The organism is Brumicola pallidula DSM 14239 = ACAM 615 (assembly GCF_000428905.1).
In the GTDB taxonomy this organism is placed as follows: Bacteria; Pseudomonadota; Gammaproteobacteria; order Enterobacterales; family Alteromonadaceae; genus Glaciecola; species Glaciecola pallidula.
The window spans coordinates 139,518-152,857 of record NZ_AUAV01000011.1 but is presented as its reverse complement, the minus strand read 5'-3'; the positions used below and the strand labels follow the sequence as shown (position 1 = coordinate 152,857).

Genomic DNA, 13,340 nt, shown 5'->3' with positions numbered 1-13,340 from the left:
ACATTAGTAGTTATTTAAAAGAACACAGAGGATATTATGCAGAATTTTAAAGCACCACAAAGAGACACCTTATTTGTAACCAATGAATTATTCGGTTTTGAAGCGCATTACCAACGTCTAGGCTTCGAAGATGCCACTGATGACTTAGTTCGTGCAATTTACGCTGAAGCAGCTAAATTTGCTGAAAACGTGCTAGCACCGATTAACGCGTCAGGTGATGAAGAAGGTTGCCAATTTAACGATGGTGTAGTGACCACACCAACAGGCTTTAAAGAAGCTTATAAGCAATATGTAGACGGCGGCTGGCCCTCAATGTCTCACCCTGTTGAGTACGGTGGTCAAGGGCTTCCGTATTCACTTTCTACTTCAATGGCAGAATGGTTTTCGGGTGCTAACCACAGTTGGGCAATGTACCCAGGCCTGAGCCAAGGTTGTATGGAAACACTTAAAGCTCATGGTACTGAAGAACAGAAAAAAATCTATCTTGAAAAGTTAGTAGAAGGTAGCTGGACCGGAACGATGTGTTTAACTGAATCACACTGTGGTTCTGATTTGGGTATGCTTAAATGTAAAGCTGAACCAGCAGAAGACGGTACTTATAAGCTGACCGGAACGAAAATTTTCATTTCCGCAGGTGAACATGATATGTCTGACAATATTGTGCACATTGTATTGGCTAGATTGCCTGATGCGCCAGCGGGGACGAGAGGTATTTCATTGTTCATTGTACCAAAATTTAATGTTGACGCGAGTGGAAATATTACCGATCGTAATACGGTTAAATGTGGCTCAATTGAGCACAAGATGGGTATCAAAGGCAGTGCAACTTGCGTTATAAACTTTGACTCAGCAAATGCTATTTTGATTGGTGAACCTAACCGTGGTTTAAACTGCATGTTCGTTTTCATGAACATGGCAAGAATCGGCACCGGTGTTGAAGGTTTGTCTGCAACTGAAGCCGCTTTCCAAGGTGCATTGGCTTATGCGCAAGACAGAACACAATTTCGTTCAATGTCAGGTGTGAAAAATCCAGATGGACCTGCTGACCCTATTATCGTTCATCCCGATGTTCGACGTATGTTGCTAACGCAAAAAGCATTACGTGAAGGTAACCGAGCACTTGCCATTTATTGTATGCAACTTGTTGATATAACGCAGCATGATCAATCGGTAGAAGAAAAGAAATTAGCAGAATCAAAACTGGCATTATTAACGCCTATCGTAAAGGCGTTTTTAACTGAAACAGCACAAGAAACAACAAGTTATGGCATGCAAGTATTTGGTGGCCACGGCTACATAAAAGAATGGGGCATGGAGCAGTTGGCTCGCGACACTCGTATTTGTACAATGTATGAAGGCACAACGGGTATCCAAGCTATTGATTTGTTAGCGCGTAAGATTATGGGTTCAAAAGGTGAACTTTTGAACGTATTCACTAGTGAAATTAAGAGCTACTGCGCGACTATTCGTGATAAGAAGCAATTTAATCATTGGTCAAATGCAATTGAATCACACGTTGATGAATGGCTGCAAATGACTCATGACATCGGTTTGACCGCGGCAAAGAATCCAGATGAACTAGGCGCAGCGTCGGTTGACTATCTTATGTATTCTGGTTATGTGACTGTGGGTTATTTTTGGTTAAAAATGGCAGTAGTGGCACAGCAGAAAATTGACGACGGGACTTCTGAGGTCGATTTTTACAATGCTAAATTACAAACTGCAAAATTTTATTTCGATAGAATGTTAACACGCACTAGATCATTAGTTTCAGCGATTAACTCAGGCTCAGAAAACCTAATGCAGATGGATGCCGAGCACTTTTATCAAGGCTAAGTAGGCTTTTGTAAAGAGCTTTTGTAAAGAGCTTTTGTAAAGAGCTTTTGTGAATAGCTTTTGTAAAGATAATATAAAAAGACGAACACGTTAATGTGCTCGTCTTTTTTTTAAACTCAAATACGTTGGCTTTGTTTTTGGTCAAATTTAAAGGTGACCCAATGATCTCAGAATATGAAGTCGTATTCCCAACCACGACTATTCAATACCTTAGTGCCAACATCGACGATATTACCACTAAGCCTATGCTGTTATTTTTTCATGGTTTTCCAGAATGCAGTTGGGCTTGGGAAACGTATTTGCACGCTATGTCTATCGATTACTGTGTCATTGCGCCTGACTTGCCTGGTTATCGATACTCCAATGGTTTCGAAAGCGCGGATGATTACAATATAGGAAATCTTATTCAGTTGATGGCAGCGTTCATTGAGCAGATGGTAATTAAGAGGGCACAGAAAATTGATTCGAGACCACAAAAAGTCCATCTTGTTGCGCATGATTGGGGAGGCGCAATTGCGTGGCCACTAGCCGCTTTTCATGGCGCATTATTACACAGCCTCACCATTATTAATGCAGCGCACCCAAGCGCTTTTACGCGTGAAATGAGGGACAACACAATTCAACAGGAAAAGAGTGAATATATTGCAGATTTTATGCACCCCGATGCTGCAAGCAAAATAAAAGCCAATGACTTTAGTATGTTCAAAAAGTTGTTTGGCCCTCAATTTTTTGCACCTGAACTCGAAGATACGTGCACTATTGCCGCGAATTCGAATAACAATGTGTCCAGCAGTAAAAATAAGACACATGGTTTATTTTCTGGGCGTCAACTTACTCAATATATCAGCCAGTGGAACCACCCAAAATCACTTGAAAATATGCTTAACTATTACCGTAAAATGCCGCAAATTAAAACTAAAGGTTATGTAAGCCAGCAAGCACCTTTAAAAATACCCAACATCAGAATTAACGTACCGACACTCGTTATTTGGGGGGAGAACGATTCGGCATTTGTTATCGATAACCTACTTGGACTTGATAAATGGGTTCCCAATTTGCGTGTTTTTAAAATACCAGGGGCAACGCATTGGGTGCATCATGAGCAACCAGAATACGTTATGAACCTGCTAAGTGAGTTTTTAACGGGCGTAGTGGTCGATAATGAGATTGATATATGAAGATTAAAAAAACGTAAGCGACTAATGAACCTACGTCCTTATGCTGCCTATTAATCTGCTGCATAATTTACTCATCATCAATCTATGAGTAAAACGAAGTGCAATCGATCCAAAATGCAAACCAAGCCCCACCGTTCTGGTCAGAGCATCTATCGAAATGGCGTGACTCAGGTTTAAGTCAAGCCAACTATTGTCGCCAGTATGCACTCTGTCAAGATAGTTTCAGCTATCACAAAAGCAAAATCTCCATTGGGTTGGTGCTAACCAAAGGCGAGTTAGCCGGTTTTGTTCGTGTTCGTGTTCAGGTGATACCCCAACTGCAAATCCTTATCCGACAAATTACCCCGCCATCATGTGTTGGCTTATTTGACCGAAGAAGAGAAAGTCGATGCCATTGACACGCTCAAAAGGGTGGGGGGATGGGCTGTGTAATTTAGGCACTGATTCTTCTCAAAGTCAGTGCCTAAATTGAACAATTACGTCGTTTCAGATTGCTATCATTTAATGACTAATAAACATTAGTCTAATAACTTCGGTGCTTTACCCGTAAAATCAATCCACGAGTTAGTACCTAAAAGTTTCGCGCCTTCAACACTTTGCTCTTCATATCGCATAACGAAGTTTTTAGGACCATGTGCGTGTGCCACTATAAGTCCGTATTCAGAATCCATATAGCCGCCATGTGGTACTAAGCCAGGGTAACTAATGCGCCATGCTTGTCCGCCAATGCCTACGTGACCTAATGTTAATTTACCGATTACATCATCAGGTAGTAAAAAGAACCAAGTCCAAGGGCCACCTGAAACAATAGTCATAACCTCATCAATGCCTACACCGTCTTCTGAACTATTTACATGAAGCTTGCCAAACTTGTCTTGTAGAAATGACATAATTTCTGGTGTCATTGCTTTCATGTCATACACTTTTGGATACGGTGCTAAACCAATTTCAGAGATTGATAAAAATCCACCTCGATGCGCTTCAGGTTTACGGCCAGCCTTCTCTATTTGTTCAAGTAATTGTCCTCTATGTAATGAGAAGAGAGAAATTAGCTTTTTGCTTTCCGCTTCAGTGATTGAGCGTGTTTCTGATGCTTCTAGTATTGGTGTTACTTCTTCTGGCAAAAGTAAGGTACTGACACGTATTCCAGCAGATTTTAATACCGAATTTACTTTGTCTACGCCCGTTGTTGCTTTTCTGCCATCGCTATAGGAAAGCCTTAACTGACCTTCTGTTGAAATTGTATTTGCAACACTTTGGGTTGCCGCTGCAGTGGATAGCACTGTTATAAATGCTAGGTTAAGCAATTTTTTCATGACTCGTTTTTCCTCAGGTAGATTTCAATGTTTTCATTTGTCTAAACTTGATTAACGAAGCAAAGTCTACGACACAAATAATTTTTGAAAAACACCATCTTAGTGAACTTATTGTCTACTCTAAGTAAACAAAAAGTTCAAATTAAAGCATAAGGCACTAAATAAGAAATAGTTATATTATTAAGAACGATAACGCTTTGAATCAAGAGCCTAATTATCAGCAGATAAAGGCTAGTTAGAGAACTCACCTATAGCAAAACAGTTCACTGTCAGTAGATTATAAAGCCACTGAAGTGATGTTTATCTCTCCTTTGAATGCATATACCTTTGTCTCTCAAGAATATATCAAGCTCCTCTGTGAGCAATTCGATTACCAAAATATAAAGAAGGTTGGTTATGAAAAATTTACGATACCATTTCCTATCATTACTGGTGACTCTCTTAGTTGCTGGCTCATTTCTATCATTGGCAAAATTGTCAGGTGTTATTAACTCCTTTTCGTTGACACTATTATGGTCTGCTATTGCAGCGACGATAATTTCACAATTATATGATAGAGAAATTAAAATTCCACCTAAACCAATTTCAATAATAGTGCTAAAAAGCGAGAAAACTTTATAACTGCAATAGTGAATTACAATTTAGTAATCACTATTTCTTATCTTTTCATTTTAAATACGTTTTAGGAGCATGCTATGAAAGTTATTGCCTTTGCTGCAACGAATCACTCTAAGTCCATTAATAAACAATTAGTTGAGTATGCAGCTAGTTTATTAACTAAAGTAGAAGTTGAAATAATAGACTTGAATCATTATGAATTACCCCTATACGGGCAAGACAAAGAAGAAGAATTGGGCCATCCCAAACTAGCCAAAGCCTTCATTGAAAAAATAGCCAATAGTGATGGAATCATTATTTCTTTTGCTGAGCACAATGGCTCTTACACGGTAGCTTATAAAAATATTTTTGATTGGTGCTCGCGCATTGAACCAAAAGTTTACCAAAAAAAACCAATGGTATTATTAGCTACTTCTTCTGGCTCTGCGGGCGCTTCAAGTGTTTTGACTACTGCGGTTCAATCTTCCCCTTACTTCGATGGAGAGGTGAAAGCTAGCTTATCGATACCCAGCTTTTTTGACAATTTTGATAGTAAAAAGCAAAAACTCAAACACGGAGAGCTAGATGAAAAATTAAGAGATGCGGTTAGTCACCTCAATCTATTAAGCGACAATCATTCGAAGTAATAAGGCTATCAAGATATCTAAGCAGTAATCTCTAGCTCATTGAGCAAAATAGTCGATCAGAAAATCAATAAAGGTACGCACTTTTTGCGATTGCTCTTTGTGATAAGGGTAAATGGCATAAAGTGCATGCGACTCTGCTTGCCATTCAGGGAGTAACCTAACTAATTCTCCTGATTTTAATTCTCTATCAACAAAAATCTCAGGGGTAAGAGTGATGCCAAGTCCCGCGATAACGGCTTGTTTTAGCGCTAAGCCATTATTAACAACATAAGAACCGGGTGCTAAGTCGATTGCCTTCTTTTCTTTTTGCTTGCGAAAGACCCAATGTCTTGGTGAGGACGATAAGCTGTAAATCAGGCTGTTGTGTTGATTAAGTTCATCTAGAGATAATAACTGTCCGGCTTGTTCAATATATTTAGGAGAAGCACACAGCACACGTTTCATATCGAGAAGCTTCCGCGATTTAAGGCTAGAGTTTTGTAACGCTCCTCCACCACGAATGGACACATCTAAACCTTGTTCAATGAGATCTACGTAGTGATCATTCAGTATAACTTCAATAGAGATTTCTGGATGAAATTGCATAAATTCGCATATTGCAGGATTTAATTTCAAGATCCCTAAAGACATCGGAACACAGACTTTTATTAAGCCGCTGAGTTGGTGTGAAGACTCAATAATAGATAAATCTGCATGTGATAACTCATCCAAGATGGTGCGCACATGGTCGTAATAGCGTTGCCCATTTTCAGTGATATGCATTCTTCTGGTGGTGCGATTGATTAAGGGGCTTTTAAGATAAACCTCTAATTCATTGATATTTTTGCTGATAGCTGCCTTTGATAACCTCATATCTTCAGCAGCCGCTTTAAAGCTACCCAATTCAATAACACGACGAAAAATAGTAATAGCTCTTAATTTGTCCATGTTTGCCTCATAACCACAGAATAGTTTACTAACAGTAAATTATAATATCACTGAAGCGATTTTTATCCACTAAACAAAGCCAGCTAGAGTTAGTTCAAGTTAAAACAATTTGTAAATACTTTAAATAAAAACAAATAAATTAGTGAGTTTATTCCTATGGCTGTTTTAGATAAAGGGATATGGTATTCAAATAAAGACGTACATGAACTAGCAGAAGAAGATAGCTTCCATCTTCCAGAGGTTGAAGCAGCTGACAGATATCACTTATACATGTCATATGCATGGCCGTTTGCACACCGTTCTTATTCAGAGATTCATTTTCTTGGCTTAGACCATGTGATCACCACGTCATCAGTTGCAGCAAAACGCTATGAAGATGGTTGGTGATGATTCATCTTTTATGGCGATGGATTTAGCGACAAATTAGTTGCCTCTAGCGAAGAGTTTAATTGAGCTTGTGCCCGATAATCTAAAAGGTGAAATCACATTCCTAAATGATTGGCTGCACCAACATGTTAATAGAAAAGTCTGTCATGTGGGTTTTGCAACTAACCAATTTTCCTATGATGCATCCAGTGAAGTGCTATTTGAAGCACTCGAGCAATTGAACACCAGGCTAGGAAAATATCGATGATCTGCTACTTTGGAATTTCAAAAAGACCAAACCCACTTGTTTACCCGCGCACGTTCATTCAATGAGCGCTTACAAAAAAAGAGCTAAATAAGCTCGTTCTTTTAAGTCAGGCGCATCTATTAATGTTTGTATGTTTTAGCTACTTCCATGATTTGTTCACGCATCCAAATATGAGCAAGGTCATGATCGGCGCTAACGTGCCAGTACAAGTAATATTCTACGGGTGCAATTTCAAATGGCATTTCGTAAATTGCCAAATCATAATGTTTGGCCAAGTGATAGGGTAGACAAGCAATTAGGTCGGTTTTAAAAATGGTACTTGGAACAGTTAAAAAGTGTTGACCACGCATCACTTCTTTACGCTTTTTACCTAGTTTATCCAATTCCATGTCGATCGGGCCAGCTCCTTTCTTACGATGGGATACATTAATATGTCCCAACTGCAAGAATGTCTCTAAGTCCAAACCATTTTTAAGTAAAGGATGGTTTTTTCTCGCAAGCACGACAAAACGATCGGATGCAATTTTCTGCTTCAGTAAATGCGGGTCGGTGAATGCAGACGCGTCAGCAAAAAAGTCTAGGCTACCACTTGCCATCGCTGAGACCACGCCGGTTCTTGCAATCTCATAGTTAGTTAGCGTGATGTTAGGGGCGCGATCCTGCAAAAGACCCATGAGTCGCGGCATAATACTCACCTCTAATAAATCACGACTAGCAAAGTTGAATGCCTTGTGAGCTGTAGATGGTTCAAAGGTGTGTGAATCTTGCACGCTTTTACGCAAAAGACCGAGCGCCTCGCGCGCAGGTCCAATGATATTCTGTGCTACTGGTGTTGGGGTCATACTATGACCTGTTCTTACAAACAACGGGTCGTTCAACATTTCTCGAAGGCGGGCGAGGGAGTTACTTACCGCGGGCTGGGTAATACACAACACGTCTGCAGCCTTAGTTAAGCTGCCAGCGGTGTAAATGGCATCAAATACACCAAACAGGTTGAGGTCAATACGATTCAAATTCATCTTATAATTGTTCCCTATAATGCGATATTGTTATTTTCTATTCGACAAAACTAATTAAATCTATCATTAATGACCATATACATTAATATAATTGATAGTATAAATCGAAATCAATACAAATTAGTAATAAAAATAGGAATAATATGGAATTTTCACAATTAAGTGTTGGTGACAACTTACCTGAAACTACTTGGTTTAAAATTACACAGCAACAAATTAATGAATTTGCAGTGGCCACAGGGGACCATCAATGGATCCACATTGACCAAGAACGATGCGCAAAAGAAAGTCCATTTGGCACCACGATCGCACATGGGTTTTTGTCAGCGTCATTAATGCCAATGATGTTTGAACAAATCATTACTCTCGATCCGACACGTAATACAATGCTTAACTATGGCATCGATAGTTTACGATTTCTTGAACCGGTTAGAGTTGATGATTATATAAAATATCAGTTTAAGGTGGCAGATGTAGAGCAGAAACCGACTGGGAAATTGTTCAAAGTTGCCGCACAAGTGGATATAAAAAACAGAGATAAACCCGCTTTGGTAGGTACGTTTCTTACTTTATTAATAGGTAAGTAACATATCTTTTTGTACCGAAGCTTACATATTATAGCCTGAGGCTGTTGCTTAACCCAGAAGCATAATGCCATATTGCATTTTTTTGGCGCCCACTATGTCGAACAGGGATTTTTTATTAACTTGACTATATACAATAATAATTAATAGTATATTTCCGTCAATCTGGCTTCAAATCTAGTAGCGCGAAATTTGGGGGGACATATGAAATTTACTGCCAAAAACACAGCAATAGCTGTTTTGTTGCAACACAATTATTTGCAGATCCATCTATCGTACTAGCACAAGAGGTTGAAGAAGAAAAAGCCAGAGAAGTTGAATTCATTTTAATAACAGGAAGTTTTGTCCAACGCAGCAAAAACTTCGATTCATCTGCGCTATCAACGATTGCAGACAGTGTTGCAATAGACTCGATGGGTGCAAAAAATAATGGGATATTACACAAACACTGACCATCAATACAGGGACTGAGAATACACCCGACGCCTTTACGCAAAATGCCACAGCAGCTACATCAAATATTAATTTACGTGGTTTAGCTGTGTCCTCAACCTTAATATTATTGAATAATAAACGTCAAGTAGTGAATTCTCAGCCCAACAACGGCGGAGTAAACCTCGTTGATGCTAGTTCACTCGGTAATCCGGGCTCATTTTTCATGTTACCTCCGATAACTGCTAGACCAACGCCTATTGTTGACCCGGGTTGTTCGACGTTTGATGGCTCAACAATATTGCTGGCGGCCAGTGGTGCTGGTCCAAGAGGAACTGATGTTGTCTATCGTGGGCATGACTTTGGTGAAATACTTTAGCGCAGCAATTCCAAAACGCATTGAGTAGATTTGGTGGCGTTGATTGTGACCCGGTTACCGGTTCAGCAGGTCAGGGTGAATGTGAGTATTTCAATCCATTCTCATCGTCTTTTGTTATACCAAACACGCAAACCATTATTTATTGCTGCTATGTAAATCGCTTTGCGAGTGACGCTGCTTCTAATTGGTTGCCCATTTAAACTATAAACAACTAGTCCTTCGATTGTATCAAACGTAATGTCTATTCCTAGTCGCTCCGTGTTTTGATATGTCCGAAGGTCGTATTGATTTTATTCAGCAGCGAGGAAAACATTCGCTGGCATCAAAACGCCAAATCACAGTACTTGTGCAGCAACAAATTATCCTCTTTAAAATCATCAAAATGGTCAAGTATAAACATCTAAATAATACCTATAAAACAATGACCACGTCGAATTTCAGGTAAAAAAAAACCAACAAATAATGTTGGCTTTTTAATATGGTTGCGGGAGCAGGATTTGAACCTACGACCTTCGGGTTATGAGCCCGACGAGCTACCAGACTGCTCCATCCCGCGATTGTTCTGGTTTGAACCGGCTTTGCCGTTTCAGGAGTGGCATATTATACATAGCTAATTTTGCTTAGCAACCCTTGTGTACGTGCAAGTTCATCATTTAGCCTTTATCCATTAATGGTGTCATCATTAATGTGTCTTTAATGTGCGTTGATACTTGCTAAAAGAAATAAAAAAAAGCCAACACAGTGTGTTGGCTTTTTAATATGGTTGCGGGAGCAGGATTTGAACCTACGACCTTCGGGTTATGAGCCCGACGAGCTACCAGACTGCTCCATCCCGCGATTGTTCTGGCCTGAAGCGCTTTGCGTCTCAAGTGGGGCGTATTATATATAGAAAATTCTGCTTGGCAACCCCCGTTTTACAATTTTATTAAAATAAACCGTAAGTGCATAAAAAAGGTACGGAAAGGATTCATATTGTTTTTTTATTAAGCGTTTTTTTATGTAGCGTTTTCTTATTTGCTCGTTTCTGTTATGCCTAGTGCTTTCTTAAAATAGACAAATAACCTGATAATTTTAATTTATGTGTTCCTTATGTTTTGTAAAGGTCCATTTTTTCTGCCAATTTGAAGTCCAGTTCACTAATGCCACTGGCGTCGTGAGTTGTTAGCTCGACTTTAACTTTATTATAAACATTAAACCATTCAGGGTGATGTTCGAGCTTTTCTGCACATATCGCGATTTGTGACATCCATCCAAACGCACTAATAAAATTTTTAAATTTGAATGTTTTGCAGAGTTTTTCATTTTTTATAGCCCATTGATCATCAACAGGCAAATTTTGATTCAGTTGCGTTAAAGCCGATTCGACTTGTTCGATAGTATATTTTGCAGGCATAGTAAATGTCCTTTATTAGTTAATGGTTTGACTAAGCTCCCTAAAGACTGGTACAGCTAGAGTAAAATTTCAAGTAATTGACACAAATAAGAAGTGAACACTTATATTTGCGTATATACAGCAACGCAGTTATACTCATTGCAAGTTTTGAGACGGGCTCCCTGCATTAAAGTAAATTATTGGGTTTTATTGACCTAAGAATTTTCTGCATAGTAGCGTCTAGGTCAAGCGTCTGAAGGGCTGTAGGCATTTTGGGCATTAACATGAAGTATTTGTGAGCTCCGCTTGACCGGGGCTTTTCTGTATCTAGCGTTTAGTAAAGTAGATGCGATAGATTGAAGTACGGGCTATATGCCCTTTTTTTGTTTTTGGAGTGTTAACTTGTCGCAACTTGAGCGAAAACTGACTGAGATGCTAATTGCCCCCGTTGAGGCCTTAGGCTTCGAGTTGGTTGGTGTAGAATTTGTGAGAGCAGGAAAGCATTCGATTTTGCGAGTGTTCATTGATCACGAAGATGGTATTGACGTAGATAATTGTGCGGATGCGAGTCATCAAATAAGTGCTGTATTGGATGTTGAAGACATAATTACAGCTGAATACAATTTAGAAGTATCATCACCCGGTATGGACAGGCCGCTATTTAATTCTGCTCATTATGCGTTGGTTGTTGGTGAGACTATTACTGTGAAGTTATCAATACCGCAAGACGGCAGACGTAATTTTAAAGGACTTTTATTAAAATGTGAAAATGACACTATTTTAGTAAAGGTTGATAATGATGAGTTTTCTTTGGCGATTGCTAACATAGAAAAAGGCAATTTAGTTCCAAATTTTGATTAACTATTGGGGAGTGTTTGCTTCTACTCGGAGCAATCTGTGAGGCTTATAAAATGAGTAAAGAAATTTTGTTGGTGGCTGAAGCCGTTTCAAATGAAAAACAAGTACCAAGAGAAAAAATATTTGAAGCATTAGAGTTTGCTTTAGTTAGCGCCACTAAAAAGAAAAATGAAGGCGATATTGAAGTTCGTGTCGCTATTGATCGCGAGACAGGTGATTTTGATACTTTTCGTCGTTGGCTAGTGATTGAAGACGATAGAATACAAGAGAACCCGTATGCTGAAATGACAATTTCAGCTGCGCAAATCGACGAGCCCGACATTCAGCTAGGTGACTACGTTGAAGAGCAGATCGAATCAATTTCGTTTGACCGAATTACAACGCAAACAGCGAAACAGGTTATTGTACAAAAAGTACGTGAAGCTGAACGCGCTCAGATGATTGCTGAATATGAAGACAGGGTCGGAGAGTTAGTCACCGGAACAGTTAAAAAAGTAAATCGTGATAATGTTATCATCGACTTGGGTAATAATGCTGAAGGTGTTATTTACCGGGATGATATGCTGCCTCGCGAGACGTTCCGTCCAGGCGACAGAGTGCGTGGATTACTTTACGTTATTCGACCTGAAGCAAGAGGTGCACAACTTTATATTAGTAGAACACATCCTGATATGTTGGTTGAGTTGTTTAGACTAGAAGTGCCAGAAATTGCAGAAGAAACACTAGAAATTAAAGCTGCTGCGCGTGATCCGGGTGCGAGAGCGAAGATCGCTGTGAAGACAAACGACAAACGTCTAGATCCAATTGGCGCTTGTGTCGGCATGCGTGGTTCTCGGGTTCAAGCCGTATCCGGTGAATTAGGCGGTGAGCGAGTTGATATCGTATTGTGGGACGAAAATCCTGCCTCCTTTGTTATCAACGCAATGGCACCCGCCGAAGTTGCTTCAATCGTTGTAGATGAAGATAATAAAACCATGGATGTGGCTGTTGAGGCAGATAATCTTGCTCAAGCAATTGGTCGCAGCGGTCAAAACGTTCGCTTAGCGAGTCAGTTGACTGGTTGGGAACTTAATGTAATGACAGTTGAAGCCCTAAATGCTAAGCATGAAGAAGAAAATTCGAAGGTATTAGGGATATTTACCTCAGGTTTAGATATTGACGAAGAGTTTGCATCGATTTTAGTTGATGAAGGCTTCACGTCATTGGAAGAAATTGCTTACGTACCAGTGAGCGAATTATTGGCAATAGATGGTTTAGATGAAGACACCGTTGAAGAGTTGCGTGGCAGAGCGAAAGCTTGGTTAACGACTCGCGCACTAGCAAACGAAGAATCATTAGAAGCATATGAGCCAAAACAAGAATTACTCGACCTCGAGGGCATGAATAGACATGTTGCGTATGTTCTTGCGAGTAGAGGCATCATCGATTTAGAAGGGCTTGCAGAGCAAGGTACCGACGAAATTAGTGATATTGAAGAATTAGACGACGAAAGTGCGGGTAAGCTAATTATGGCTGCACGTAATATCGTTTGGTTCAGTGAAGAATAGGTCAACAGGGGATA

The 13,340-nt window shown here is 39.7% G+C and carries 12 protein-coding genes, 2 tRNA genes and 1 pseudogene; 9 read left to right on the top strand and 6 right to left on the bottom strand.

The window, feature by feature from the left end:
- Nucleotides 1-36: 36 nt before the first annotated feature.
- From G399_RS0103460 to tnpA, 3 genes are all read left to right on the top strand, one after another.
- Entirely contained in the window at nucleotides 37-1,836 is a 1,800-nt protein-coding gene (locus G399_RS0103460; RefSeq protein WP_006012301.1) for an acyl-CoA dehydrogenase C-terminal domain-containing protein, read from the top strand.
- A gap of 161 nt (nucleotides 1,837-1,997) precedes the next feature.
- Nucleotides 1,998-3,014 carry an alpha/beta fold hydrolase gene (locus tag G399_RS0103455; protein ID WP_006012304.1) on the top strand — a complete coding sequence of 339 codons (1,017 nt, stop codon included), beginning with the start codon at nucleotides 1,998-2,000 and terminating at the stop codon, nucleotides 3,012-3,014.
- A gap of 98 nt (nucleotides 3,015-3,112) precedes the next feature.
- Nucleotides 3,113-3,412: an IS66 family insertion sequence element accessory protein TnpA gene (gene tnpA, locus G399_RS22905; RefSeq protein WP_425304066.1), complete on the top strand. Its 300-nt coding sequence runs from the start codon at nucleotides 3,113-3,115 to the stop codon at nucleotides 3,410-3,412.
- 120 nt (nucleotides 3,413-3,532) lie between these two features.
- On the opposite strand, the gene G399_RS0103450 is transcribed toward tnpA, so the two are convergent.
- On the bottom strand, nucleotides 3,533-4,330 hold the full coding sequence (locus G399_RS0103450; protein ID WP_006012307.1) for a hypothetical protein: 798 nt from the start codon (nucleotides 4,328-4,330) through the stop codon (nucleotides 3,533-3,535).
- 695 nt (nucleotides 4,331-5,025) lie between these two features.
- Here G399_RS0103450 and G399_RS0103440 point away from each other — a divergent pair.
- Nucleotides 5,026-5,574 carry an NADPH-dependent FMN reductase gene (locus G399_RS0103440; protein ID WP_006012313.1) on the top strand — a complete coding sequence of 183 codons (549 nt, stop codon included), beginning with the start codon at nucleotides 5,026-5,028 and terminating at the stop codon, nucleotides 5,572-5,574.
- Nucleotides 5,575-5,610: 36 nt separating this feature from the next.
- Here G399_RS0103440 and G399_RS0103435 read toward each other — a convergent pair whose 3' ends face one another.
- Nucleotides 5,611-6,501, bottom strand: coding sequence for a LysR family transcriptional regulator (locus tag G399_RS0103435; protein ID WP_006012315.1), 891 nt, complete (start codon nucleotides 6,499-6,501; stop codon nucleotides 5,611-5,613).
- Nucleotides 6,502-6,657: 156 nt separating this feature from the next.
- Here G399_RS0103435 and G399_RS21195 point away from each other — a divergent pair, with 156 nt between their 5' ends.
- Complete coding sequence (locus G399_RS21195) at nucleotides 6,658-6,888, top strand: hypothetical protein (protein ID WP_026843419.1); 231 nt, start codon at nucleotides 6,658-6,660, stop codon at nucleotides 6,886-6,888.
- A 366-nt stretch (nucleotides 6,889-7,254) separates the two neighbouring features.
- On the opposite strand, the gene G399_RS0103420 is transcribed toward G399_RS21195, so the two are convergent.
- A complete protein-coding gene (locus tag G399_RS0103420) occupies nucleotides 7,255-8,154 on the bottom strand; it encodes a LysR family transcriptional regulator (protein ID WP_006012316.1) in 900 nt (299 codons plus the stop codon).
- A 143-nt stretch (nucleotides 8,155-8,297) separates the two neighbouring features.
- Here G399_RS0103420 and G399_RS0103415 point away from each other — a divergent pair, with 143 nt between their 5' ends.
- Nucleotides 8,298-8,741, top strand: coding sequence for a MaoC family dehydratase (locus tag G399_RS0103415; RefSeq protein WP_026843417.1), 444 nt, complete (start codon nucleotides 8,298-8,300; stop codon nucleotides 8,739-8,741).
- A 201-nt stretch (nucleotides 8,742-8,942) separates the two neighbouring features.
- A pseudogene (locus G399_RS23065) lies at nucleotides 8,943-9,375 on the top strand (TonB-dependent receptor); the annotation flags it as partial.
- Nucleotides 9,376-10,028: 653 nt separating this feature from the next.
- On the opposite strand, the gene G399_RS0103400 reads toward G399_RS23065, so the two are convergent.
- The 3 genes from G399_RS0103400 to G399_RS0103390 all read right to left on the bottom strand — a co-directional run bounded on the left by G399_RS0103400 (nucleotide 10,029) and on the right by G399_RS0103390 (nucleotide 10,942).
- Nucleotides 10,029-10,105 (bottom strand) — tRNA-Met (locus tag G399_RS0103400).
- Between the two features lie 204 nt (nucleotides 10,106-10,309).
- Nucleotides 10,310-10,386, bottom strand: a tRNA-Met gene (locus G399_RS0103395).
- Between the two features lie 250 nt (nucleotides 10,387-10,636).
- The gene (locus G399_RS0103390) at nucleotides 10,637-10,942 is read right to left on the bottom strand and encodes a 4a-hydroxytetrahydrobiopterin dehydratase (RefSeq protein ID WP_006012328.1); all 306 of its coding nucleotides are present in this window, start codon (nucleotides 10,940-10,942) and stop codon (nucleotides 10,637-10,639) included.
- A 381-nt stretch (nucleotides 10,943-11,323) separates the two neighbouring features.
- Here G399_RS0103390 and rimP point away from each other — a divergent pair, with 381 nt between their 5' ends.
- On the top strand, nucleotides 11,324-11,782 hold the full coding sequence (rimP, locus tag G399_RS0103385; RefSeq protein WP_026843415.1) for a ribosome maturation factor RimP: 459 nt from the start codon (nucleotides 11,324-11,326) through the stop codon (nucleotides 11,780-11,782).
- Between the two features lie 50 nt (nucleotides 11,783-11,832).
- A complete protein-coding gene (gene nusA, locus G399_RS0103380; RefSeq protein ID WP_006012335.1) occupies nucleotides 11,833-13,326 on the top strand; it encodes a transcription termination factor NusA in 1,494 nt (497 codons plus the stop codon).
- Nucleotides 13,327-13,340: the final 14 nt, after the last annotated feature.